26 protein-coding genes are annotated in these 24,895 nt (G+C 62.0%); 1 reads left to right on the plus strand and 25 read right to left on the minus strand.

All coding sequences use genetic code 11. From position 1 onward, the window contains the following. Nucleotides 1–20 precede the first annotated feature (20 nt). Together L5849_RS01590 and L5849_RS01595 are read right to left on the minus strand one after the other, a co-directional pair. Nucleotides 21–1,199, minus strand: a complete 1,179-nt coding sequence (locus L5849_RS01590; protein WP_236924067.1) for a hypothetical protein — start codon at nt 1,197–1,199, stop codon at nt 21–23. Between the two features lie 86 nt (nt 1,200–1,285). Then, nucleotides 1,286–1,582, minus strand: coding sequence for an Hpt domain-containing protein (locus L5849_RS01595; protein WP_236924068.1), 297 nt, complete (start codon nt 1,580–1,582; stop codon nt 1,286–1,288). Between the two features lie 71 nt (nt 1,583–1,653). Between L5849_RS01595 and L5849_RS01600 the strand changes: the two genes are divergently transcribed. Next, complete coding sequence (locus L5849_RS01600) at nt 1,654–4,278, plus strand: ATPase (protein ID WP_236924069.1); 2,625 nt, start codon at nt 1,654–1,656, stop codon at nt 4,276–4,278. Here the strand turns inward: L5849_RS01600 and L5849_RS01605 are convergent, their stop codons facing one another. From L5849_RS01605 to L5849_RS01715, 23 genes are all read right to left on the minus strand, one after another. Beyond that, nucleotides 4,279–4,551, minus strand: coding sequence for a DUF1467 family protein (locus tag L5849_RS01605; protein WP_236924070.1), 273 nt, complete (start codon nt 4,549–4,551; stop codon nt 4,279–4,281). 11 nt (nt 4,552–4,562) lie between these two features. Further along, the gene (locus L5849_RS01610; RefSeq protein WP_236924071.1) at nt 4,563–6,212 is read right to left on the minus strand and encodes a ribonuclease J; all 1,650 of its coding nucleotides are present in this window, start codon (nt 6,210–6,212) and stop codon (nt 4,563–4,565) included. Beyond that, a complete protein-coding gene (locus L5849_RS01615) occupies nt 6,209–6,982 on the minus strand; it encodes a type III pantothenate kinase (protein ID WP_115416836.1) in 774 nt (257 codons plus the stop codon). Before L5849_RS01615 ends, L5849_RS01610 begins: the two co-directional genes overlap by 4 nt. A 3-nt stretch (nt 6,983–6,985) precedes the next feature. Then, entirely contained in the window at nt 6,986–7,708 is a 723-nt protein-coding gene (locus L5849_RS01620; protein WP_236924602.1) for a biotin--[acetyl-CoA-carboxylase] ligase, read from the minus strand. Beyond that, complete coding sequence (nuoN, locus tag L5849_RS01625) at nt 7,705–9,168, minus strand: NADH-quinone oxidoreductase subunit NuoN (RefSeq protein ID WP_236924072.1); 1,464 nt, start codon at nt 9,166–9,168, stop codon at nt 7,705–7,707. Before nuoN ends, L5849_RS01620 begins: the two co-directional genes overlap by 4 nt. After that, complete coding sequence (locus tag L5849_RS01630; protein WP_115416838.1) at nt 9,168–10,712, minus strand: NADH-quinone oxidoreductase subunit M; 1,545 nt, start codon at nt 10,710–10,712, stop codon at nt 9,168–9,170. The genes nuoN and L5849_RS01630 overlap by 1 nt, the downstream gene beginning before the upstream one ends. Continuing rightward, nucleotides 10,712–12,703 (minus strand): NADH-quinone oxidoreductase subunit L, encoded by a 1,992-nt coding sequence (gene nuoL / locus L5849_RS01635; RefSeq protein WP_236924073.1) that lies wholly within the window; start codon nt 12,701–12,703, stop codon nt 10,712–10,714. Before nuoL ends, L5849_RS01630 begins: the two co-directional genes overlap by 1 nt. Before the next feature lie 6 nt (nt 12,704–12,709). Then, nucleotides 12,710–13,015 carry an NADH-quinone oxidoreductase subunit NuoK gene (gene nuoK / locus L5849_RS01640; RefSeq protein ID WP_236924074.1) on the minus strand — a complete coding sequence of 102 codons (306 nt, stop codon included), beginning with the start codon at nt 13,013–13,015 and terminating at the stop codon, nt 12,710–12,712. Then, nucleotides 13,012–13,635, minus strand: a complete 624-nt coding sequence (locus L5849_RS01645) for an NADH-quinone oxidoreductase subunit J (protein ID WP_115416841.1) — start codon at nt 13,633–13,635, stop codon at nt 13,012–13,014. The genes nuoK and L5849_RS01645 overlap by 4 nt, the downstream gene beginning before the upstream one ends. A 27-nt stretch (nt 13,636–13,662) precedes the next feature. Continuing rightward, complete coding sequence (gene nuoI / locus L5849_RS01650; RefSeq protein WP_115416842.1) at nt 13,663–14,148, minus strand: NADH-quinone oxidoreductase subunit NuoI; 486 nt, start codon at nt 14,146–14,148, stop codon at nt 13,663–13,665. Continuing rightward, the gene (nuoH, locus tag L5849_RS01655; RefSeq protein WP_115416843.1) at nt 14,145–15,206 is read right to left on the minus strand and encodes an NADH-quinone oxidoreductase subunit NuoH; all 1,062 of its coding nucleotides are present in this window, start codon (nt 15,204–15,206) and stop codon (nt 14,145–14,147) included. The genes nuoI and nuoH overlap by 4 nt, the downstream gene beginning before the upstream one ends. Continuing rightward, the gene (gene nuoG, locus L5849_RS01660; protein ID WP_236924075.1) at nt 15,203–17,212 is read right to left on the minus strand and encodes an NADH-quinone oxidoreductase subunit NuoG; all 2,010 of its coding nucleotides are present in this window, start codon (nt 17,210–17,212) and stop codon (nt 15,203–15,205) included. Before nuoG ends, nuoH begins: the two co-directional genes overlap by 4 nt. Beyond that, entirely contained in the window at nt 17,205–17,414 is a 210-nt protein-coding gene (locus L5849_RS01665) for a hypothetical protein (protein WP_115416845.1), read from the minus strand. The genes nuoG and L5849_RS01665 overlap by 8 nt, the downstream gene beginning before the upstream one ends. Next, entirely contained in the window at nt 17,411–18,703 is a 1,293-nt protein-coding gene (gene nuoF / locus L5849_RS01670; RefSeq protein ID WP_115416846.1) for an NADH-quinone oxidoreductase subunit NuoF, read from the minus strand. The genes L5849_RS01665 and nuoF overlap by 4 nt, the downstream gene beginning before the upstream one ends. Further along, a complete protein-coding gene (locus tag L5849_RS01675; RefSeq protein WP_162814787.1) occupies nt 18,703–18,843 on the minus strand; it encodes a hypothetical protein in 141 nt (46 codons plus the stop codon). The genes nuoF and L5849_RS01675 overlap by 1 nt, the downstream gene beginning before the upstream one ends. Further along, nucleotides 18,843–19,511, minus strand: coding sequence for an NADH-quinone oxidoreductase subunit NuoE (gene nuoE, locus L5849_RS01680; protein WP_115416847.1), 669 nt, complete (start codon nt 19,509–19,511; stop codon nt 18,843–18,845). Before nuoE ends, L5849_RS01675 begins: the two co-directional genes overlap by 1 nt. Beyond that, nucleotides 19,504–19,683 carry a hypothetical protein gene (locus L5849_RS01685; protein ID WP_236924076.1) on the minus strand — a complete coding sequence of 60 codons (180 nt, stop codon included), beginning with the start codon at nt 19,681–19,683 and terminating at the stop codon, nt 19,504–19,506. The genes nuoE and L5849_RS01685 overlap by 8 nt, the downstream gene beginning before the upstream one ends. After that, on the minus strand, nt 19,683–20,900 hold the full coding sequence (locus L5849_RS01690) for an NADH-quinone oxidoreductase subunit D (protein WP_115416849.1): 1,218 nt from the start codon (nt 20,898–20,900) through the stop codon (nt 19,683–19,685). The genes L5849_RS01685 and L5849_RS01690 overlap by 1 nt, the downstream gene beginning before the upstream one ends. Next, on the minus strand, nt 20,897–21,430 hold the full coding sequence (locus L5849_RS01695; protein ID WP_236924077.1) for a hypothetical protein: 534 nt from the start codon (nt 21,428–21,430) through the stop codon (nt 20,897–20,899). Before L5849_RS01695 ends, L5849_RS01690 begins: the two co-directional genes overlap by 4 nt. Continuing rightward, entirely contained in the window at nt 21,430–22,281 is an 852-nt protein-coding gene (locus tag L5849_RS01700; RefSeq protein ID WP_236924078.1) for an NADH-quinone oxidoreductase subunit C, read from the minus strand. The genes L5849_RS01695 and L5849_RS01700 overlap by 1 nt, the downstream gene beginning before the upstream one ends. Before the next feature lie 6 nt (nt 22,282–22,287). Next, nucleotides 22,288–22,854: an NADH-quinone oxidoreductase subunit B family protein gene (locus L5849_RS01705; protein WP_174223741.1), complete on the minus strand. Its 567-nt coding sequence runs from the start codon at nt 22,852–22,854 to the stop codon at nt 22,288–22,290. Nucleotide 22,855: 1 nt separating this feature from the next. Next, on the minus strand, nt 22,856–23,230 hold the full coding sequence (ndhC, locus tag L5849_RS01710; protein WP_115416851.1) for an NADH-quinone oxidoreductase subunit A: 375 nt from the start codon (nt 23,228–23,230) through the stop codon (nt 22,856–22,858). 148 nt (nt 23,231–23,378) lie between these two features. Next, a complete protein-coding gene (locus tag L5849_RS01715; RefSeq protein ID WP_236924079.1) occupies nt 23,379–24,809 on the minus strand; it encodes a coniferyl aldehyde dehydrogenase in 1,431 nt (476 codons plus the stop codon). Between the last annotated feature and the right edge of the window lie 86 nt (nt 24,810–24,895).

A 24,895-nucleotide genomic window follows, 5' to 3' on the forward strand; every position in this document is an offset into this window, starting at 1 on the left:
GCGGCATGGTTAAGCGAGCGTTAGTTCCTGGGGTCAGAAGTCACGAAAATCGATATCAAAATCGCGAGCGCCAAAGCCCCGACGACGGGCTGAACGATGCCGAGCAGGACTGCGGGAAGCAATATCGAAACCAGCAGTACCCGATCGGCGTAGCTACGTCGCCAGCGCAGTGCACTCACCCGTTCCCCGAGATGCAACAGACCGACCAGAATCGCGGGCACGAAGAGACGCAGCCATTGGGTGTCTTCGGGGGAAGCGAGAGCGATGAGCAGGACGAGCAGGGGATCGATCAGGACAGTAAGAATTTGCACGATCATCGGAACGCGCGGACGGACCTGTCCGGCAGTGGTGACTCGCCGAACGACTCCCTCCATCGCGAACAACGTTACCGCCAATGCGGCCAGGGCGAAGGCCGAAGATACCCACCCTGCCAGGCCTAGAGACAAAGCGAGCAGGCTTGCAGCGACGGTGCCCAGCGCCAGAAAGCGCGGCAGGCGCTCTCCCGGCGTATCGCGCGCGAGGCGGGCGCCCATACGCTCCGCGATGGCAAGGCCGGGTGCCGTGAATGGCGCGACATCGGCGTGACCGGCCACCCAGCTCCGCTCTCGTTCCGCCAGCTCTTCGGGAGAGGGATCGCGCAGCCAGACATTCTCGTCGAGCAGGCGCATTTCAAGTGGATGCGTGCGCACACCCGATTGCAAGGCGATCCGCAGAAGCGCGGAAGGAGTGTCCACATCGTCGGGTAGCTGCGCCAGATGCTCGACGGCATTGCCTCGAACCAGCAGAGCTCCCGCCCACGCGAAATGCGCATCGATCCTCTCGTACCCTCGATCGACTGCGGGATCCGCGGGGAAAACGAGCACGCCCGGCTTGGCCAGATGCCGCAGGACCGCATCCTCATGGGGCAAAACGCCTGGCGCCAGGACCAGCAATTCGTCGCTTGCCGCGACCATTCCGGACAGCTTACGCGGTTCGCGCAGTGCGATGAAGCGCGCCCCCCCTGCTTCGGCCCGGTGTTGCAGCTCGATCACTTCGCGCCCCACCGTGTCGGCCAGACAGGCTATGACCTCGCATCCCGCAGCCAGCGCGATATCGAGCTGCCGCTCCACGAGGCGCGCACCGGCGAGCATGCGGAAGGGCGCTCGTGTCTTGCGCGGTTCTGATTGGCCATCGAGCACGGACAGCAGGGCGACGCGCACGCTTCACTCCGGTTGCGACGTTTCGGACGAACCCGTCTTCTAGGGCGGTCTTCCACCACAAGCCAAGTCGCGCGGCCAATTTACCCTCAGGCGAGAGCCTCGGCAAAAGCATCGATGCGGCGCAGAACAGTAGGCTCCCCGGGAGCCGCCAAACGCGCCTCGTCGGCCAAATTCATCAGCTCCACGGTATGAAAGCTTGCGGCGATAGCGTGCAGCTTGTCCGCAGCGACTTCCCAATTGGCATCGCAGCGGGCACGGCGCAGCAAATCCAACTGCCGAACCACGCTGCCTGCGAAAGCCGCGCGCAGCTCGCCCTGCAGCGAAGGATCGTCGCCCGCCGCCGTTGCCAGAGCGGCGTCGAATTCGGCAGAATGGTAGGCCATCGATACCCCATGCCCTCGACGCGGTTAATTGTGGTTTAAGCCCGGTCGCTTTGGTGATAGATTTCGTAATCATGACAAAGCGTCCGCTAATCCAGGCCGTCGACGAGACGACCGAAGAAAGTTCCCCGGAAGCCGTTAGGTCCGAGGGCGTTACCGAGGAAACCTCGCTCGAGAATGACGAGGTTGGCGACGAGGATTGGTGGGCGGACGAGGACCCTGGCAGAGCGCGCGCGTGGGTTGTTCCCACTCTCGCCATAGCGGCGACGCTCGGTTGGACGGCATTTTACGGCTGGGCTCACCAGTCGGAAATACTGGTCGGCCCCACCCCGTCCCGATGGACGGAAATCGTCACCCAATGGGCTGTACCGGTGCTGCTCATTGTGTCGCTATGGCTTCTGGCCATGCGCAATTCGACGCGCGAATCGAAACGCTTTTCCGATGTTGCTCAGGACCTGTCGGCCAAATCGGCGGAACTGGAAACCCGGCTCGTCACGGTCAATCGCGAACTCAGCCTGGCGCGCGAATTCCTGGCCACGCAGACGAACGAACTCGATTACCTGGGCCGCATGGCGACAGATCGCCTGTCCGAGCATGCCGATCGCCTGCAATCGCTGATCAGCGACAATGGAGAGCAGGTCGAAGCCATTGCGCGCGTAAGTGTCACCGCCTTGGAGAATATGGATCGGCTGCGTGACAATTTGCCCGTCATCTCGACTTCGGCCAAGGACGTCTCGAACCAGATCGGTGGGGCAGGCCGCGAGGCGCAGCGCCAACTGGACGAGCTGATCGCCGGGTTCGAGCGGCTCAACGAATTCGGGATGGCAAGCGAACGACAGGTGGGCTCGTTGCGGAAACGCGTCGACGCCGCCCTTGAAGAATTATCGGACCGCGCCGAACAGCTCGGCACGATCGCAGAACAGCGTTTCGCCGAATTGCGCGCGAACAGCGAAGCATTCCGCGGGGAGCTGGACAGCCGCGAGGTCGAGGCCCTCGCCTCGATCCGTTCGCGGTTCGAGCGGCTCCGCAGCGAGTTGGCCGAAACCGATGCCGACGCCGCCCGCGAACGGGATGCGGCCATGGAAAGCCTGCGCGAGCGCCTCGTCAGTCTAAAAGACGAAACCGCCCAAACGGCGGGCTCGATCCGCGATGGAGAAGCGCACGCTTTGACAGCTTGGAATGCGCAAGTCGAAGCGATGCAGGAGCGACTGCGCGACGCCATCGCCGAGATTACGCGGATCGACGATTCGGCGATTGCCGCGGCCAATGCCAAGCTGAAGGATCTGTTCGCCGAGGCAGAGACGGTCGACGCGCGCATTGCCGAGCGCAACCGCCTGTTCACCGAGGAAACCTCCCGGCGTCAGGCCGAGCTATCGCAGGCAGAGGACCAGGCGCGCAGCAACATGAGCCAGCGCCTGGCCGAGCTCGATGAAGTGATCGCCGAACGCCGAGCCGCCCAGGCGGAACAATTGTCGCTGATGGCCGCCGAAGGCGAAGAACTTGCCGACCGCATTGCCGCACTCGGAGAGACGTTCTCCACCGTAAGCGAGCAAGGGCGCGAAGCCCGCGAGGAACTCTCATCCGGGATTGCCACGCTCGACGCCAAGCTGGCGGAAAGCCGGGAAGCGCTTTCGGGAACCGATGAGGCAGTCTCCGCCCTGACCGACGCCAGCGTGCGCCTGCTCGAGCTGATACAGGCGAGCGCCAAGCACAGTCGGGACGAACTTCCCGTGGCAATGGCGGCGAGCGAGGATCGTCTGGCGAATATCGAAGAGCGCGCCGAGGAGGTGAAGAATCTGCTCGACCAGGCGAAAACGGCAGGCGAAGCGCTGACCGCGAGCATGGATACCGCGGAGCTGCGCAGCCGCGAAGCGATGGGCGCGGTCGACGAATTCCAGGCCGGCTTCGGCGAAACCGCCGTGGCTCAGATCGACAGTATCGAACGCTTGCGCTCCGCTGTCGCTGCATTGGGCGACGAGAGCGCCACGCTATCCGAGCGGGTACACGGCGAATTGCGCGCTGCGATCGCACAGTTGGAAGAAAGTGCCCGCACCGCCCTTTCAGCGATCGAAAACGAACAGGCGACACGCATTGCCCGCATCGCGGATAAGGTCGGGGAACAGAGCGCGGAAGCAATCGACAGGGCATTGCGCGAACATACCGAAGAGGCGATTGGCGCCTTGGGCGAAGCCACTGCGCGCTCGGCCGAGGCGGGCCGCGAATCCATGCGCCAGCTCCGCGATCAGCTCGCCAAGGTCAACGAGCTTACCGGCAATCTCGAAAGCCGCATCGCGCACGCACGCGAACGCGCGAGCGAAGACGTCGATAACGACTTCTCGCGCCGTGTCGCGCTGATCACGGAAAGCCTGAATTCCAACGCAATCGACATCGCGAAGGTGCTTTCGACCGAAGTTACCGACACCGCCTGGGCCAGCTATTTGCGGGGGGATCGCGGCATATTCACTCGCCGCGCAGTGCGTCTGGTCGACAATACCGAAGCGCGCGAAATCGCGGAACTCTACGATACCGATCAGGATTTTCGCGAGCATGTGAGCCGCTACATCCATGATTTCGAATCCATGCTGCGCACCATGCTGTCGACACGCGATGGCAATGCAGTGAGCGTAACCCTGCTCAGCAGCGATATGGGTAAGCTCTATGTCGTACTGGCGCAGGCGCTCGAACGCCTGCGGCAATAATCACCCCGCATCCGGCCCCCACAGGATCAGATCCTCGACGGTTATCCAGCCATTGATGTAGTTGGCCACATAGACCGCCGTGACGAGAGCGGCGAGCAAGGCCGCGCGCAACAACAGCCGTCCGCCCCGGAATTCCACCGGTGCGCTGTCGGCCTGGCCGGGGATCATCTCGATACCCGCCTCGTCATGCGTGCGCACGCCGAAAGGAAGCAGCACGAAGGCGCTGAAGACGAAGAACAGGAAATAGATCGCGAGAATGCTGGTCCATTCCATGGGTCAGGCTCCTACAGATTGGGCAGAATGACGCGAACCTGCGGGCGTTTGCCCGACCAGCGCTGGGCCGCGCGGCGGGCGGCGAGGCGCGCGGCCTCGTGGATGCTCGCCTCGTCGCGCCGGTCGCGCCCGCGCAGCTTCGCTATCGCGGCACGAATATCGTCCGCCGCTTCCGCGAGAAAATCCCCGTAATCCTCGTCCAGCGGCAGGCCGATGCTGTCGAGACGCGGATTGAGATCGCCGTCCAGCGCAACGATGACCACGCCTTCGCGCATGATCCGGCGGCGCATGGCGATCGCCTCGCCATCGGCGGGAACGATGATGTCGCCATCGAGGACGAGCCTGCCTGCCCGCACTTCGGCCACCTTGCCCGGTGCGCCCGGCGCGAGGCGGACGATATCGCCGTTCTGCTGCACGACCTGATCGGGAATGCCATTGGCCTTACCCAGCCTGCCCTGCTCCTGCATATGGCGCATTTCCCCGTGAACGGGAACGAGGAGGTCCGGTCGCAGCCACCCATAGAGCGCTTCCAGTTCGGGGCGTCCCGGATGGCCGGATACGTGGATCATGCTCTGGCGATCGGTGACCATGGTGATTCCGCGCGCGGCCAGCTTGTTCTGCACCGCCCCGATCGAAATCTCGTTGCCGGGGATCTGGCGGCTCGAGAACAGAACGACATCGCCGCTTACGAGTTCGAGCGGGTGGTTCTCGTCGGCAATCCGGGCAAGCGCCGCGCGCGGCTCGCCCTGCCCGCCCGTGGCCAGGATCAGCAATTCGCCGCGCGGCAGGCCCATCGCGGTGTCGAAGTCGAGCGGCTCGGGGAAGTCCAGCAGATAGCCATTATCCTGCGAAACTTCGATGATCCGATCGAGCGACCGCCCGGCGACACATATCCGCCGTCCGGTTTCGCGCGCGACATCGCCCAATGTCTGCAAACGCGCGACATTGCTGGCGAAGGTTGTGACCAGCACACGCTTGCCAGCGTGGCGCTGCACCTCTTCGAGCAGCCCCTTGTGCACCGCCCCTTCCGAGCCGCTGGGTGCGGGATTGAAGACATTGGTGCTGTCACAGACCAGCGCAAGCACGCCCTCATCGCCGATTTCGGTCAGCTCTTCTTCGGTGGTCGGCTCGCCGATAATCGGGTCTTCATCGAGCTTCCAGTCGCCCGTATGAAAGATGCGCCCATGCGGCGTATCGATCAGCAGCGCATTGCCCTCCGCGATCGAGTGGGCGAGCGGGATATAGGTAATCTCGAACGGACCGATGGCAAAGCTGCCATGATCGTCGGAAATGACATGCACCTCGACCTGGTCGACCAGCCCGGCTTCCTGCAGTTTCCGCCGGACAAGCTCGGCAGTGAACGGTGTCGCATAGATCGGCACATCGAGATCGGCCGCGAAATAGGGCACCGCACCGATATGGTCTTCATGCGCGTGGGTCAGCACGATCGCATCGAGCTTGTCGGCGCGGTCTTCGATGAATTCGAGATCGGCGAAGACGAGATCGACGCCAGGATATTGATCGCCCGAAAACGTCATGCCGAGATCGACCATCAGCCACCGACCCTGGCATCCGTAGAGGTTGACGTTCATGCCGATCTCGCCCGAGCCTCCGAGCGCGAGGAAGAGCACTTCGTCTTCGGGAGTGAAGTCCTTCTTCAAGCTGCGCGCTCCGCAAGAATGGCAAGCCCTTCAAGCGTTAGATCGGTATCGACCACGTCGAAAAGCGCGGTGTTTTCATCGAACAGAATCGCCAATCCGCCGGTCGCCACCACCTTTGCCGGTCGGCCAATTTCGTGCTTCATTCGGGAAATCAATCCTTCGATAAGTCCCACATAACCCCAGAATACGCCAATCAGCATCTGGTCTTCGGTATTGCGGCCGATCACGCTGTCATTGTCGGGTCGCTCGATCGCTATGCGCGGCAGCTTGGCGGTATTGCCGACCAGCGCATCGAGCGAGAGGTTGATACCCGGTGCGATGATCCCGCCCTTATATGCTCCGGTGAAGTCGACCGCGTCGAAAGTGGTCGCTGTTCCGAAATCGACCACGACCAGGTCGCCATCGTATTTCGCATGGGCCGCAAGTGTGTTGAGCGCCCGGTCGGCGCCCAGCGAACTGGGCTGTTCGATATCGAGTTCGAAACCCCACTGGGCGCTACCTTGTCCCGCGATCAGCGGCGTTATGCCGAGGTACTTTTCCGACAGGACGGTAAGGTTGTGGATCGCCCGCGGCACAACCGAACCGATTATCATTTGGGTGATATCGCCCTTGTCGAAGCCCTGGAATTCGGCGAGCTGCAACAGCCATACCGCGTATTCGTCGCCGGTCCTGCGCGGGTCGGTGGCGATGCGCCAGCGCGCCTTGATTTCGCGCCCGTCGATCAGCGCGAAGACGACATTGGTATTCCCCACATCGGCTGCCAGCAACATGGCTCAACTCTCCTCATTCGCGAGCATTACATCGCCCGCATGGATGGCACGGGTGGAGCCATCGGCCAAGCGCAACGAGAGCGCGCCATCGGCCGTCAGACCGGCGAAGCTTCCTTCTATCCGGTCTTCGCCCGGTGGCTGGACGACCAGCGATGTTCCGGCAGGATGTGCGACCGCAACCCAGCGGCGCACGAGCGGGTCGAGCCCATAGGTCCGCCAGCGCTCCAGCTCGCGATCGAATTCCCGGGCCAGCGAATGGGCGAAAAGGTCGCGGTCGGGCACCGGTCCCAGCGCAGACAGCGCGATTGTCTTGCGATCGGGCAATTCGGGTGCCGCCGCCAGGTTCACTCCCATGCCGACAATGATCGCATCGCCTTCCCGTTCGAGCAGGATGCCGGCAAGCTTCGCCTTGCCGAGCATGAGATCGTTAGGCCATTTAAGGCGCAACTGGCTGGGGTCGGCGAGTACCTTCGAGACCGCCTCGTAGGCCGCGACGCCCGCCACCAGCGCAAGGGTTGCGGGATTGGGATCGCGCGGGGCGATATGAACCGCGGTGGAGCCCATGAAGTTGCCCCCGCCATCGAACCAGGTACGGCCCTGCCGCCCTCGCCCCGATAGCTGCCGGTCGGCAACCAGCCACTGTCCCTCGGCCACCGTTTCGCCCGCGCGTAATTGCGCGGCGAGATCGGAATTGGTGGAACCGGTCTCGGTAACGAAGCGGATCACATCGCGGCGACGAAGGACGCCGCCGCCTGCGCCGTCCACTCACCCAGCGGGATGGTCAGCAGGTAGCCGAGCGGCGAAATGATCGCGACACAGATGGCCAACACCGCCCAGTGTCCCATCGGGCTGCTCGCTTCGACTTCGCGCACCGGCTCGTCGAAGAACATCACCTTGATGAACTTGAGGTAGTAGAAGGCGCCAATCACGCTGGCTGCGATACCGATGGCGGCCAGCGCGACGAGATCGGCTTGCACCGCGGCCTGGAACACCACGAACTTGCCCCAAAAGCCGAATAGCGGCGGAATGCCGGCAAGGCTGAACATCAGGGCCAGCAGTGACCAGGCAAGTGCGGGACGCCTGGTCGACAGGCCGGAAATGTCTGCGAAGGTTTCCAGATTGTTGCCCGTCGGATCGCGCAGCATGAGCAGGGCCGTGAAGCTGCCGACCACCATCGCCACATAGATGGTGAGATAAGTCAACGCACCGGCCACGCCCGCCGGAGTGGCCGCTGCCAGACCGATCAGGATAAAGCCGACATTGTTGATCGACGAATAGGCAAGCAGGCGTTTCAGGTTCTGCTGGCCGATCGCGCCCAGCGCACCGACCACGATCGAGGCCAGCGCGGCGAAGATCACGATTTGCCGCCAGCTATCGACTTCACCCGCGAAGGGATCCATCGCCATTCGCAGCAACATCCCCATTGCCGCGACTTTCGGGGCACTGGCGAAGAAAGCGGTGACGGGTGTCGGAGCGCCTTCGTACACGTCCGGCGTCCACATGTGGAACGGCACGGCACTCACCTTGAAAGCCAGCCCCGCCAGCACGAAAACCACGCCGAATAGCGCACCGGTCGAAAAATCGGTGTCGAAAGCGGCGCGGATTCCTTCGTAATTGGTCGTGCCGGTAAAGCCGTAAATCAGGCTCACGCCGTAAAGGATGATGCCCGAAGCCAGCGCGCCGAGAACGAAGTATTTGAGCCCTGCTTCGGCGGAGCGGTCATCCTGGCGCAGGAAGCTTGCGAGGATGTAGCTCGACAGGCTCGACATTTCGAGGCCGATATAGAGCGTCATCAGATCGCTGGCCGACACCATCATGCCCATGCCGACCGCGTTGAAAAGCATCAGCACAGGGTATTCGCCGCGATACCCGCCGACTTGCGCGAAGAAACGCGGTGTCACGACGAGAACAGCCGCGGTCGCAAGATAGATCAGAACCTTGGCGAAGCTGCCGAAAGCATCGGCGCGATAGAGATCGCCAAAGGCGCGTCCTGCTACGTCACCGGTTGCGCGGTCGAAAAGGTGGGCGCTGAACACCGCAGCGGCGAGGAGCGCGGCTCCGGTAATTACCGTCAGCAGACGTCCCGACTTGGGACCGCTCCAGGCACTCACGAGCAGAAGAACGAGCCCAAGCAGCGAAAGCCCGACCTCAGCCCCGGTCAGGTAAAGAGAGCTTGCATAGGACATCAGTGCGCTCCCTCCTCACCATGGGCCGCCGCGACATAATTCGCATTATGCTCGCGCGGGGTGCCGATCACATTGTCGGCGTCGAAATCGGGTGCGGCACGCGCGATACGCGCCTCGAGTGCGGCAATGTCCTGACGCATGGGGGCAAGGAAGCTTTCCGGATAGACACCCATCCACAACACGGCGGCTGCGATCGGGGCGAGCATGGCCCATTCACGGGCGTTGAGATCGGGCATGGCGGCCGCATCGGCGTTCTTCTGTTCGCCAAAGGCCACGCGGCGATAGAGGTAAAGCATATAGGCGGCGCCCAGGATGATACCCGTGGTGCAGACCAGCGTTACCAATGTCGAAACCTTGTAGATCCCGGCCAGCGCGAGGAATTCGCCTACGAAATTGCTGGTCCCCGGCAGGCCGATGCTGGCCATGGTGAACAACAGGAAGAACAGCGCATATTTCGGCATGTTGATGCTGAGGCCGCCATAGCGCGCAATCTCGCGGGTGTGCAGGCGATCGTAGATCACACCAACGCACAGGAACAACGCGCCCGAGACGAGGCCGTGGCCCAACATGATCAACACCGCGCCTTCTATGCCCTGCACGTTGAAGGCAAACAGGCCAGCAGTCACGATCGCCATGTGCGCGACAGAGGAATAAGCGATCAGTTTCTTCATGTCGTTCTGAACCAGCGCCACGAGCGAGGTATAGATCACTGCCACCATCGACAGGAAGAACACCAGCCACGCAAACTGCCCACTCGCTTCGGGGAACATCGGCAGGCTGAAGCGAAGGAAACCGTAACCACCGAGCTTCAGCAATACGCCGGCGAGGATCACCGAACCGGCAGTGGGCGCCTGAACGTGCGCGTCGGGCAGCCAGGTATGGACCGGCCACATCGGCATCTTCACCGCGAAGCTGGCGAAGAAGGCGAGCCACAGCCACGTCTGCGCAGACGGGTCGAAATCGTAATTCAGCAGAGTCGGAATGTCGGTGGTGCCCGCCTGGTTCACCATCCACATCATCGCGATCAGCATCAGGACCGAGCCGAGCAGCGTGTAGAGGAAGAACTTATACGAGGCGTAGATCCGGTTATCGCCGCCCCACACGCCGATGATCAGATACATCGGGATCAGACCGGCTTCGAAGAAGATGTAGAACAGGTAGAGGTCCTGCGCAGCGAACACGCCGATCATCAGCACTTCCATCAGCAGGAAGGCGCTCATGTATTCGCCCACGCGCTTGGTGATCGCGTCCCAGGAGGCGAGAATGCAGATCGGCATGAGGAACACGCTGAGCATGATCAGCATCAGCGCGATACCGTCGATCCCCAAGGCGTAGCTGAAGACGGCGAAGATTTCGGCGCGCTCGACGAACTGCCACTGCGGCCCGCCTATCTCGAAATTCACCCAGAGGAGAATGCCGAGAGCAAGGTTGACCAGCGTGGCCAGCAACGCGGTCATCCGCGCGGCCTGTGCCCCTAGGAAAAGGCAGGCGATTGCGCCGGCCATCGGGACGGCGAGCATCAGGGAAAGGATGGGAAACTCCATCAGAACAGCACCCAGGTGATCGCGGCGACAAGCCCGAGAAGCATCACCAGCGCATAGCTATACAAATATCCGGTCTGGAACTTCTTGGCGCCGACAGCGCCCTTCTCGACCACCCAGGCCACGCCGTTGGGGCCGAAGCGGTCGATTGTGCCGACATCGCCGAGTTTCCAGAACTGGCGGCCAAGCCAGAAGGCCGGGACCACGAAGAGATAGTGGTAGAGTTCGTCGAAATACCACTTGTTGTAGAGGAAGCGGTAGATCGGGCCGAGCTGTTCGGCCGTCTTACCGGGAATAGTGGTGTCCTTGATATAGGCCAGCCAGGCGACGAACAGACCGATGAGCATGACGACCAGCGCCGAATACTTCACCCAGTAGGGCACCGCGTGCATCGCATGGATCAACGGCTCGTTGTAGAAGATCGAGCTGCCCCAGAACGCCGCATCGTCGAGGAAGGTCGGTGCGAATATCTGCCCGGCCAACACGGCACCGATCGACAGAACGCCAAGTGGGACAAGCATCGAAATCGGGCTTTCATGCGGGTGATAGCCCCCAGTGGTGTCCTCGCCCGCTTCTTCCGGCGTCTTGTGAACGCTGTGCTGGATGTGTTCGCTCTCGATCCAGCGCGGCTTGCCCCAGAACGTAAGGAACATCAGGCGCCAGCTATAGAAGCTGGTCAGCAGCGCGGCGAACACGCCCATCCAGAAGGCGAACATGCCCAGTTCCGTGCCGCGTGCAAAGGCGACTTCGATGATCGCATCCTTCGACCAGAAACCGGCGAACCCAATCCCGAGGTCATAGATGCCCACCCCGGTAATCGCCAGCGTGCCCATCATCATCGCCCAGAAAGTCAGCGGGATATGCTTCCGCAGATTGCCGTAATAGCGCATGTCCTGTTCGTGGTGCATCGCGTGGATGACCGAGCCCGCGCCAAGGAACAGCAACGCCTTGAAGAAGGCGTGCGTAAACAGGTGGAACATGGCCGCGCCATAGGCGCCGACGCCTGCGGCAAAGAACATATAGCCTAGCTGCGAACAGGTCGAATAAGCGATGACCCGCTTGATGTCCCACTGCGTCGTGCCGACGGTTGCGGCGAAGATACAGGTCGCGGCACCGATAAAGGTCACCAGGCCAAGCGCGATAGGAGCTGTTTCGAACATGGGCGATAGCCGGACAACCATGAACACGCCCGCAGTGACCATCGTAGCCGCGTGGATCAGCGCGGAGACCGGGGTCGGGCCTTCCATCGCATCGGGGAGCCAGGTGTGCAGGCCGAGCTGCGCGGATTTGCCCATCGCACCGATGAACAGCAGGATGCACAGCACATCCATCGTGTAGACATTGTAGCCGAGGAAACCGATCGTCGCCCCGCTCATGCCGGGCGCGGCCGCCAGAATCTCGCTGATCGAAACCGTGTCGAACACCAGATAGGTGCCGAAAATGCCGAGCATGAAGCCGAGGTCGCCCACGCGATTGACCACGAAGGCCTTGATCGCGGCCGCATTGGCGCTGGGCTTCTTGAACCAGAAACCGATGAGCAGGTAGCTGGCGAGGCCCACGCCTTCCCAACCGAAGAACATCTGTACCAGATTGTCGGCGGTCACCAGCATCAGCATGGCGAAGGTAAACAGCGAGAGGTAGGCGAAGAAGCGCGGCTGGTCCGGGTCTTCTTCCATATAGCCCCAGCTATACAGGTGGACGAGCGCCGAAACGGTGTTGATAACCACCAGCATGACCGCCGTCAGCGTGTCGACACGCAGCGCCCAGTCGAAGGTCAGCGTGCCCGACTGCACCCATTTCAGCACCGGCACGACCGTCGGTTCGTAGGTGCCGCCGACGAAGCCGAGAAAAATCGGCCAGCTCAGCGCGGCGCTGACGAACAGCGCGCCAGTCGTGATCGACTTGGCGAATATGCTGGGCGCGGCCTTGTTGGTCAGGCCGGCAACGATCGCCGCAAGCAGCGGCAGGAAGACGATAAGAAGGATCGGATGCACCGTGGCTTACCCCTTCAGCCGGTCGACATCGTCGACCGCGATCGTGCCGCGGCCACGGAAATAGATGACAAGAATTGCCAGCCCGACAGCCGCCTCTGCCGCAGCGACCGTCAGGACGAACATGGCGAACACCTGTCCGACGAGATCGCCGAGGAAGGCGCTGAAAGCCACCAGTTGCAGGTTTACGCTAAGCAGTATGAGTTCGATCGCCATCAGGATGACGATGATGTTCTTCCGGTTCAGGAAGATGCCCAGCACACCCAGCACGAAAAGCAGAGCGCTGACGACGATATAGTGTTCGATGACGATCACAGCTCTACCCCCTTGCCCACTTCGGGCTGCCTCATAACGGTCGCTTCATCGGGATTGCGACGATTCTGCTTGCCGATATCCTGATGACCGCGCCTGCCGCCGGGGTGCTTGCGATGGGTGAGAACGATCGCCCCCACCATGGCCACGAGCAGGATGATACCGGCAGCCTCGAACAGGAAGACGTAGTCGCTGTAGAGCAAAGCCCCGATACTGGCCGTGTTCGAAGCTTCGAGCATCGGCGATGCGAGCCCATCCGCAACCCCAAGGTCGAGCTGCCCCGCTTGGTAGGCCCCGATGCCGAAAATCAGCTCGGCAGCCAGGATCAATGCGATGGCTATGCCGAGCGGAAAATTCGCGATGAATCCGGCGCGCAGTTCGGCGAAATCGATGTCGAGCATCATCACGACGAACAAGAACAGCACCGCGACCGCGCCGACATAGACAATCAGCAGCAGCATCGCGATGAATTCCGCGCCCACCAGCACCATCAGGCCGCTGGCATTGAAGAAGGCGAGGATCAGCCACAGCACCGAATGCACCGGGTTGCGCGCCATGATCACCATGACGGCGCTGGCGATGACCAGTGCAGCGAACAGGTAGAAGGCGATAATCTGAATCATTGGCCCCGTTTCTCGTTGGCGCGGCGGTTAGCGATAGGGCGCGTCGGCTTCAAGGTTCGCGGCAATCGCACGCTCCCACTTGTCCCCGTTGGCCAGCAGTTTCGCCTTGTCGTACAGCAATTCCTCGCGCGTTTCGGTCGCGTATTCGAAGTTCGGCCCTTCGACGATCGCATCGACCGGGCAGGCTTCCTGACAGAAACCGCAATAGATGCACTTGGTCATGTCGATATCGTAGCGCGTGGTGCGGCGGCTGCCGTCCTCGCGCGGTTCGCTCTCGATCGTGATCGCCTGCGCGGGGCACACGGCCTCGCACAGCTTGCAAGCGATGCAGCGCTCTTCCCCGTTGGGATAGCGGCGCAGCGCATGTTCGCCGCGGAAACGCGGGCTGATCGGGTTCTTCTCGAAGGGGTAGTTGATCGTCACCTTGGGCTTGAAGAAGTATTTCAGCGTGAGGGCGTGTGCCTTCACGAACTCCCACAGGGTGAACGACTTGATCAGATGCGCGACGCTCATGCGGCGGCTCCATAGTGGCCGGTGGCCATGAGATATCCGGAAATGACAACGACGAAGAACAGACTCATCGGCAGGAAGACCTTCCAGCCCAGGCGCATCAACTGGTCGTAACGATAGCGCGGAACGGTCGCCATGACCCAGCTGAACATGAAGAAGAAGAAGAAGGTCTTCAGCAGGAACCAGACGATCCCCGGCACATCGAACCACGGAATGAGATCGATATCGAGCGGGGGCAGCCAGCCACCGAAGAACAGGACCGTGTTGAGCGAGCACATCAGCAGGATGTTGGCATATTCGCCCAGCCAGAAAAGCGCGAAGCTCATCGAGGAATATTCTGTCTGGTAGCCGGCGACGAGCTCGCTCTCGGCCTCGGTCAGGTCGAACGGCACGCGCTGCGTTTCGGCCAGGCAGGAGATGAAGAACATCACCCAGATCGGGAAGATCAGCGGATGCACCACATAGGCATTGATGATGCCGAGGCCGAATTCCTGCTGAGCTGCGACGATGCCGGACAGGTTGAACGTGCCTGCAAACAGCACGACGCACACGAGGATGAAGCCGATCGAGACTTCGTAGCTGATCATCTGCGCGGCGGCGCGCATCGCCGAAAAGAACGGGTATTTCGAGTTACTCGCCCACCCGCTCATGACCACGCCGTAAACGCCCAGCGAACTGATCGCGAGAACGTAGAGCAAGCCGACATTGATATCGGCAAGCACCACGCCCGCATCGAACGGGATCACCGCCCAGGCGAGCAGCGCAACGGTGAAGGTGATGATCGGGGCGAGCAGGAAGATGCCCTTGTTCGCCGCGCTCGGGATAATGGTTTCCTGCAGGAAGACCTTCAGGCCGTCGGCGAAACTCTGCAGCAGACCGAAGGGGCCGACCACATTGGGGCCGCGGCGCAAATTGATCGCCGCCCAGACCTTGCGGTCGACGTAAATGATCATCGCGACGGCCAGCATCAGCGGCAGCGCGATCAGCAGGATGCCCGCGATGGTGGCGGTGAACCACGCCCATTCGTAGGTCATGCCGAGGGATTGGAAGAATTCGGTCATTCCGCAGCCTCCGCAAGCTCGCCGCTGCCGAGCAGTTCGCTCGAACACTGCTGCATCACAGCGCTGGCGCGGGCGATGGGATTGGTGAGGTAGAAGTCCTTGATCGGATAGGACGAGATCGTGCCTTCGGCCTTCGCGTTTGCATCGGCCCGGGGCAGCGCGCCGTAGCTGGCGAGACCTTCTTCGCCCAGCGCGGGCACTTCGGCGATCATCGCCGCCTGAAGCTGTGCGAAACTGTCGAAGCCGACCTCGACCTTCAGCGCATCGGCCAGCGCGCGCAGGATCGTCCAGTCCTCGCGCGCGTCACCCGGCGCGAAGACGGCCTTTTCGGCGAATTGCACGCGCCCTTCGGTGTTGACGTAGGTCCCGTCCTTCTCGGCAAAGCTGGCGCCCGGCAGGACGATGTCCGCCGCATGCGCACCGCGATCGCCGTGGTGGCCGATATAGACCTTGAGCGCGTCGGCGAAGGGTTCGAAATCCATCTCGTCCGCGCCAAGGCTGATGACCACCTTGGGCTTGGCCGCGGCAATATCCTTCATTCCGCCCTTCAGCGCGAAACCGAGCATAAGCCCGCCCATGCGCGCGGCGCTGAAGTGCATGACGTTGAAACCGTTCCAGCCATCCTTCGCGAGACCGTAAGTCTCGGCGAAGGCAAGGCCCGCGCCGAGCGCGCCCTTGGCGAGAGCCGCACCGCCCATGATGATAGCGGGACGTTCCGCACCCTTGAAAGCTTCGGCGGCTTCCTTCGGGAGCTTGGAGAGCGCCAAGAGGTCCTCGCCGAGGAATTCGGCCGGATAGGTCGTGTCCCAGCGCGGGCCGATGACGAAAACCTTGGCGCCGCGCTTTACCGCCTTGCGGAGGCGGACATTCACCAGCGGGGCTTCCCAACGAATGTGGCTGCCGACGATCAGGATCGCATCGGCGGTTTCGATCCCCGCGAAGGTCGAGTTGAAATTGACCGCGGCAAGATTCGACACGTCGTAATCCATGCCGGTCTGGCGGCCTTCGAGCAGGCTCGATCCGCAAGCCTTCAGCAGCGCCTTGGCCGCGAACATGGTTTCGCAATCGACCATGTCGCCCGCGATGGCGGCAATGTCCTTGCCCGGCTTCGCCTTGGCGATGGCCTTGAAAGCCTCGTCCCAGCTCGCGGGTTGGAGGCCGCCCTTCTTGCGCATGAAAACCTTGTCGAGGCGGCGCTTGGTCAGGCCATCGACCTGGTAACGGCCCTTGTCGGACAGCCATTCCTCGTTGACGTCGTCATTGATACGCGGAAGCGCGCGCATGACTTCGCGGCCACGGCTGTCGAGACGGATGTTCGCGCCGACGGCATCGGATACGTCGATGCTGAGCGTCTTCTTGAGCTCCCACGGCCGCGCTTCGAAAGCATAGGGACGCGAGGTGAGTGCACCGACCGGACACAGGTCGATCACATTGGCGCTCAACTCGTGTTCGGCGGCCTGTTCGAGATAGGTCGTGATCTGCATGTCCTCGCCGCGACCGACCGCGCCGATCTCGTCCACGCCCGCGATTTCTTCGCTAAAGCGCACACAGCGGGTGCAGTGGATGCAGCGTGTCATGACCGTCTTGATCAGCGGCCCCATGTATTTCTCGGTGACGGCGCGCTTATTTTCCTCGTAACGCGTCGCGCCGCGGCCATAGGCGACCGACTGGTCCTGCAAATCGCATTCGCCGCCCTGGTCGCAGATCGGGCAATCGAGCGGGTGGTTGATGAGAAGGAATTCCATCACCCCTTCGCGCGCGGTCTTGACCATCTCGCTATCGGTGCGGATTTCCTGCCCCTCGGTAGCCGGGAGCGCACAGCTTGCCTGCGGCTTGGGCGGCCCGGGCTTCACCTCGACCAGGCACATGCGGCAGTTGCCGGCGATCGACAGCCGCTCGTGATAGCAGAAACGCGGGATTTCCTTGCCCGCAAGCTCGCAGGCCTGGAGCACGGTCGCGCCGTCCGGGACTTCGATTTCCTGTCCGTCTACGGTTACCTTAGGCATCGTGGGATCCTTCGGTGCGCAGGTTCGCCCGCGCGAATAGTTGCAGGGCAATCCCTATGAACAGCGGACCGCCGAATGAAATGGCATAATCGAATTTCGAAGCTTCGCCCGCCGCATAGTCGGCATAGCCGAGAACCGCTACGAGCGCAGCGAGAGCGATGAGGGCAATCGAAACCAGTCGAATGATGACCGCGCCGCTCATTCCGCGGCCTCGGCAAACTTGGCGTTGTGTTCTTCGATCCGGCGTTCGAGCTCGGGGCGGAAGTGGCGGATGAGGCCCTGGATCGGCCAGGCCGCCGCATCGCCCAGCGCGCAGATGGTGTGACCTTCGACCTGCTTGGTGACCTGCTGCAGCATGTCGATTTCCTCGATTGCCGCATCACCGGTGCGCAGGCGCTCCATCATACGCCACATCCAGCCCGTACCTTCTCGGCAGGGGGTGCACTGGCCGCAGCTCTCGTGCTTGTAGAAATAGCTGAGACGGGAAATCGCGCGGACGATGTCGGTCGACTTGTCCATCACGATGACGCCTGCCGTGCCGAGGCCCGAGCCGAGGTCCTTGAGACCGTCGAAATCCATCGGCGCGTCCCAGATCTGCTCTGCGGGCACCAGCGGAACCGACGAACCGCCCGGGATCACGGCGAGGAGATTGTCCTTGCCGCCCACAATGCCGCCGCAATGCTTCTCGATCAGCTCGCTGAACGGGATCGAAAGCGCTTCCTCGACCACGCAGGGCTTGTTCACATGGCCGCTGATCTGGAAGAGCTTGGTGCCCTTGTTGTTCTCGCGCCCGAAGCTCGCGAACCAGCTCGCGCCACGGCGCAGGATGGTCGGGACGACGGCGATCGATTCGACATTGTTGACCGTGGTCGGGCAGCCATAGAGGCCCGCGCCTGCCGGGAACGGCGGTTTGAGGCGCGGCTGGCCTTTCTTGCCTTCGAGGCTTTCGATCATCGCGGTTTCTTCGCCGCAGATGTAGGCGCCTGCGCCACGATGCAGGAAGACGTCGAAATCGTAGCCCGACTTCGCCGCGTTCTTGCCGATCAGCCCGGCGTCATAAGCCTCGTCGATCGCCGCCTGCAGCGTTTCGGCCTCACGGATGTATTCGCCGCGAATGTAGATATAGGCGGCCCTCGCCCGCATCGCGTAGCCCGCGACCAGCGCGCCTTCGATCAGCTTGTGCGGATCGTGGCGGATGATCTCGCGGTCCTTGCACGAGCCGGGTTCGGATTCGTCGGCATTGATGACGAGAAAGCTGGGACGGCCGTCCTTCGATTCCTTCGGCATGAACGACCATTTGAGGCCGGTCGGGAAGCCTGCGCCGCCGCGCCCGCGAAGGCCCGAGGCCTTCACTTCCTCGATGATAGTATCGTGACCGCGCGCGATCAGCGACTTGGTGTCGTCCCAGTCGCCGCGCTGCTGCGCTGCCTTCAGGCCCCAGTCCTGGAAGCCGTAGAGGTTGGTGAAGATGCGATCCTTGTCGGCAAGCATCAGAATGCACCCCCTTGCGAGAGGAAATAGATAGCGGCGACCGCGATAACCGCGAGCACACCGAATTTCACGAGGCCGACGAGCACCTTCCAGGCGATGAAGCCGAGAACCAGCGCGATCAGGATGGTGGCAATGCTCATCACCAGTCCTTCCGGTAATCGTGGTTGGCGTCGACCATTTCCTTCAGCGTGGTCGGGCCGCCTTCGGGCTCGCTGGTGCGCTTGCCTTCGATCTGGGTGCCGGTCTTGGGTTGCTTGCCTGCGGCCAGTTCGTCAAGGATGGCATCGAGGCGCTCGGGCGTGAGATCCTCGTAATTGTCGTCGTTGATCTGGACCATCGGCGCGGTGGCGCAATTGCCCATGCATTCGACTTCGGTGAGGGTCCAGAGACCGTCTTCGGAGACATGCCCCTTCTTCATGCCGCGCTTCTTGCAGGTTTCGAACAGACCGTCCGAACCGCGCAGCATGCACGGCGTCGTGCCGCAGACCTGCACGTGGTACTTACCCACGGGCTTCAAATTGTACATGAAATAGAAGCTGGCGACTTCGAGCACGCGGATGACCGGCATGTCGAGATAGTCGGCGACATATTCGATCACCGGCAGCGGCAGCCAGCCCTGCGTATCGGTTTCCTCGCCCACTTGGCGCTGGGCCAAGTCGAGCAGCGGCATCACCGCCGAGCGCTGGCGCCCTTCGGGATAGCGCGCAATCGCAGTGTCGGCGCGCTCGCGGTAGCTTTCGGTGAACTCGAAAGCACCCCAGCGCTCGCGCAGTTCGGGAGTATCGGGTGCGGGGGAACGGTCAGCCATTGATCAACCTGCGTTCGACATAGCGGCCCACATAGAGACCGATGACGGCGGCGAAGGCCGTCGAGAGAATTTCCTTGAGCGAAGCTTCGCCGTGGAAGGCGGCAAGGTAAGCCGCAACCGCCGAAGCAAAGGCCGCGAATGCCGCGACAAAGATGAACAGTTCGCGCGCCATTAGCGGTCACACTCCCCGAACACGACGTCGATGGCGCCTAGGATGGCAGTTGCGTCGGGCAGCATATGGCCCTTCGACATGAAGTCCATTGCTTGCAAATGGCTGAAGGCCGTCGGACGGATCTTGCAGCGATAGGGTTTATTCGACCCGTCGCTGACGAGGTAGACGCCGAATTCGCCCTTGGGGCTTTCGGTGGCGACGTAGACTTCGCCCGCTGGCACGTGGAAGCCCTCGGTATAGAGCTTGAAGTGGTGGATCAGCGCTTCCATCGACTGCTTCATCTCGGCGCGCTTGGGCGGCGAAACCTTGCGGTCGTCGCTGGCGATCGGGCCGGACGGCATATCGCGCAGGCACTGCTTGATGATCTTCGCGCTCTCGTAAACTTCCTTCACGCGCACCACGAAGCGGTCGTAACAGTCCGAATTGGTGCCGACGGGAATATCGAACTCCATCCGGTCGTAAACATCATAGGGCTGCGACTTGCGCAGGTCCCATGGGATACCCGCGGCGCGGATCATCGGGCCGGAGAAACCCCAGGCCACCGCGTCGTCCTTGCTCACAACGGCGATATCGACGTTGCGCTGCTTGAAGATGCGGTTGTCGAGCACGAGGCTCATTGCATCGCCGAACAATTCCTGGAGCCGACCATCGACCCAGTTGCCGATATCGACCAGCAGCTTTTCGGGCACGTCCTGATGGACGCCGCCGGGGCGGAACCAGGCGCTGTGCATGCGCGCACCCGAAGCCCGCTCGAAGAAGTTCATGCAGTCTTCGCGCAGCTCGAACACCCACAGGTTCGGCGTCATCGCGCCGACGTCCATGACGTGGGCACCGATATTGAGCATGTGGTTGCAGATGCGGGTCAGCTCGGCGAACAGAACGCGCAGATACTGCCCGCGTTCGGGCACTTCGACATTGAGCAGCTTCTCGATCGCGAGGACATAGCTGTATTCCTGCGCCAGCGGCGAACAATAGTCGAGCCGGTCGAAATAGGGGAGCGCCTGCAGATAGGTCTTGTGTTCGATCAGCTTTTCGGTGCCGCGGTGGAGCAGGCCGACATGCGGATCGATCCTCTCGATGATCTCGCCGTCGAGCTCCATGACCATGCGCAGCACGCCGTGCGCCGCAGGGTGCTGAGGCCCGAAGTTGATCGTGTAATTGGTGATCACCTCGTCGCCGGTGGTGGGCGATTCTTCAAGATGCATGGCGTGGCTCATGCGCAGATCCAGTTACCGCTATAGGATTGGGTTTTGCCCGCCGCATCGCGCACCGTGACGTTGGCCGGGCGGCTCTGCTGCTCGCCCGCTGCCGGGGTCACGGTGATGGCGAAACCTTCCCCATTGAAGGTTGTCCCGGTCCTGATGGCGTCGAGACCACCCATATCGGCATCGACGACGATCAGGCTTCCGCCAAGCCGAACCACAGCCTTACCGGGAAGCGCCTTATCGCGCATACCGGCGGCAATCAGCATCTCTTCACTGCCGACCATCAGCGTACACCCGCCATCGCGCGGACCGAGATCGACGCCGCCAATGTCACCGAGCTGCTGGAGCGCGGTCAGATCGGCGCCAGCGGGAGGCACCGGCACGGCAGTGTTTGGAGCATCAGGGTCGGCCTTGGCCACCTCGGATGTCTCGCCACCCTGGCCAATTCGATCGGCGAATCCGTCGGCATCTTCCTGCTCGGCAGGTTCCGAGGAACAGGCTGCCAAGGCGAGAACCGCAAGGGGAAGAAAAAGACGACGCATCATTTCTTATCCTTCTTCTTCGGCTCGGTGGCCTCGGCAGTGTCTGTCGTTTTGCCCTTGCGCTCGGAACGGGCGGGCTCGTCTTCTGTCGGCTCGGGCGCCGGAGGGTTCTTGCCGCCATCTTTCTCGGCCGGAGCGTCGGCGCTTACCTTTTCGGCAGCCTTGGCATCGGCCTTGGCTCCCGCGCCCGTCTGTTTTGGGCTTTCGGTGGTCTTGGGATCGTCGACCGGCGGCGTGTCCGCTTTCTCGTCGCCCGGCAGCACGTAATCGGCACCTTCCCACGGACTCATGAAATCGAACTGACGCAAATCCTGGGCGAGTTCGACCGGCTCGTAGACGACGCGCTTCTCGTCTTCCGAATAGCGCAACTCGTGATAGCCGGTCAGCGGGAAATCCTTGCGGAAGGGATGCCCTTCGAAGCCGTAATCGGTCAGGATACGGCGCAGATCGGTATTGCCCGAGAACAGCACACCATACATGTCGAATACTTCGCGCTCGAGCCAGCCTGCGTTCGGCCAGAGGGTGGTGACGGTCGGAACGGGCGTATCCTCGCTTGCCGAACACTTCACCATGATGCGGTTGTTGCTGGTGAGCGAAAGCAGCATATAAACCACTTCGAACCGCTCGGCGCGGCTGGGATAGTCAACCCCCGCGATTTCCATCAGCTGCTGATAGGCGTGATCGTCACGCAGGATGCGCAGCGCATCCTCGATGCTGTCGCGCTTCACGGTGAGCAACAGCTCGCCGTGCTCTTCATCCGCCTCGACCAGATGATCGCCGAGGGCCTGCGTAAGCGTCGCCTTGAGCCCGTCGATCTGCGTGAACCGGGGCGCGGAATGTAACACTGCCATCGCCACTTACCTTTCGATCGTGCCCACGCGGCGGATTTTCCGCTGCAGCTGCATCACGCCGTAGAGCAACGCCTCGGCAGTCGGAGGGCAACCCGGAACGTAGATGTCCACCGGCACGATGCGGTCGCAGCCACGCACCACCGAATAGCTGTAATGGTAATAGCCGCCGCCATTGGCGCAGCTCCCCATCGAGATGACGTATTTCGGTTCCGACATCTGGTCGTAAACCTTGCGCAGCGCCGGAGCCATTTTGTTGCACAGTGTGCCGGCGACGATCATCACATCCGACTGCCGCGGCGAGGCACGCGGCGCGACGCCGAAACGCTCCATATCGTAGCGCGGCATGTTGACGTGGATCATCTCCACCGCGCAGCAGGCAAGGCCGAAGGTCATCCACCACAGCGATCCGGTCCGCGCCCATTGGAACAGATCCTCGGTCGAAGTGACGAGGAACCCCTTGTCGTTCACTTCGGTCTGTAGGGCGTTGAAATAATCCGCATCGGGCTGGCGCACCTCGCCGCCTTGCGCGGCGGGGACGCTCTGAGGCGGGGTGATGATGGTAGAAGTGCTCATGTCAGTCCCAGTCCAGCGCGCCCATCTTCCATTCATAGGCCAGGCCGATAGCCAGGATGCCCAGGAAGATCATCATGGCGATCCAACCGGTCCACCCGGTGTATTCGAGGCTCACCGCCCATGGAAAGAGAAAGGAAGCCTCCAAGTCGAATAGCAGAAAGCTGATCGCGACGAGATAGAATTTCACATCGAATTGGCTGCGCGGCTCTTCGAACGCCGGGAAGCCGCATTCATACTCGCTGAGCTTTTCCGCATCGGGTTTGTGAGCGCCCGTGAGGCGCGAAACGCCCATCGGCAGGAACACGAAAAGCGCCGAGAGGCCCACAGCGATGAACAGGAAGATCAGGATGGGCAGGTATTGTTCGAGGTCGACCACGAATGATTCCTAGGCGTCGGGCTTGGTTCGCGCCCGCCTCTAGGCCGCTCGCCCGTATGGTGCAAGGGTGCGGATGGCCCAATTCCTGCACAAACCGCTATGCTCCCCAGTTGGAGGCCCCGCCCGAAGGCAAGGGCCTCCATTATCGCTATCTCATCATCGTCTTGACGGCTTTTTCCGTCGCCGGACCATAGGGCGGCTTGAACCCGCCCAGCTTGGCTACGTCGATCTTGGGCTGAGTATAGACGCTGCGCGCATGGCTGAATTCGCGGAAGCCCTCCACGCCGTGGTAGCTGCCCATGCCAGAGGGGCCGACACCGCCGAACGGCAGATCTTCCATCGAAACGTGGAAAATCACGTCGTTCACGGTCACACCGCCGCTGATCGTCTTGTTCAGAACCTTCTCGCGCTCGTCCGAATCCTGGCCAAAATAATACAGCCCTAGCGGACGATCGTGCTCGTTCACATATTCGATGGCTTCATCGATATGACCGTAGGTCTTCACCGGCAGGACGGGGCCGAAAATCTCCTCCTGCATCGCCTTCATGTCCTCGGTGACGTTCTTGAGGATCGTCAACGGCATCTTTCGGGCGTTGGTGCCCCCGAAATCCTCGTTACCCGGATTGACCTCGATCACCTCCGCCCCCTTGTCGCGCGCATCGGCCACCAGTTCCTGCAGACGGTCGAAGTGGCGATCGGTCACGACGCTGGCATAGTCTTCGTTGTCGAGCAGCGTCGGATACATGTTGGCGGTGCCCTGCCACACGCCATGAATCGCCTCGTCCTGCTTGCTTTCGGGGACGTACAGGTAGTCGGGTGCGAGGCAGATCTGACCCGCATTCAGCATCTTGCCCAGCGCAACGCGTTCGCCCGCCTTGGCGAAATCGGCACTTTCGCCCATGAAGACCGGCGACTTGCCGCCGAGTTCGAGCGTGACGGGCACGAGGTTCTTCGCCGCTGCTTCCATGACCTTGCGACCTGTGGCGGTCGAGCCGGTAAAGATCAGGTGATCGAAGGGCAGCTCGCTGAAAGCCGCCGCAACTTCGGGGCCGCCGGTGAAGACCGCACACTCGTCGGGGGTGAAATACTCTTCCACCAGTTCCTTGGTCAGCAGGCTGGTTTTCTCGGTGAATTCGCTCGGCTTGATCATTGCGCGATTGCCGGCAGCGAAAATCTGCATCAGCGGGCCAAAGGCAAGATTTACCGGGAAGTTCCACGGGCTGAGGATCCCGACGACACCCTTGGGTTCGTAGCGCACCTCGGCCTTCGCGCCGAGCAGGCCGAGCGGGAACTGGACATGGCGTTTTTCCGCCCTCGCCCACTTGTCCATGTGTTTGAGGCAATATCTGCCGAACTTAACGGTCCCCGCGATGTCGGTAATCATCGACTGGTGGGGCGAGCGGTTGCCGAAATCGGCGGCCATCACCTTGCACAGGTCCTCGCCATGGTCCGTGAGCAGCTTCATTGCGCGCTCGATCCGGTCCTTGCGCAGCGCCATCGGCTCGGGGCGCATCTGGTGGTGGGCGGCCCGCTGCTTGCGCATCACGGCTTCCATTTCGCTTTTCCGTTCGTCCGCCATTGCTCTCTCCGTTTGATCTTGCTGCAATGCAGCACTAGGATGTTGGGCAGCCAGATAGGTCGCCTTCGGCAACCGATATTCCAGAA

The sequence above is a fragment of the Erythrobacter sp. SN021 genome (assembly GCF_021864455.1).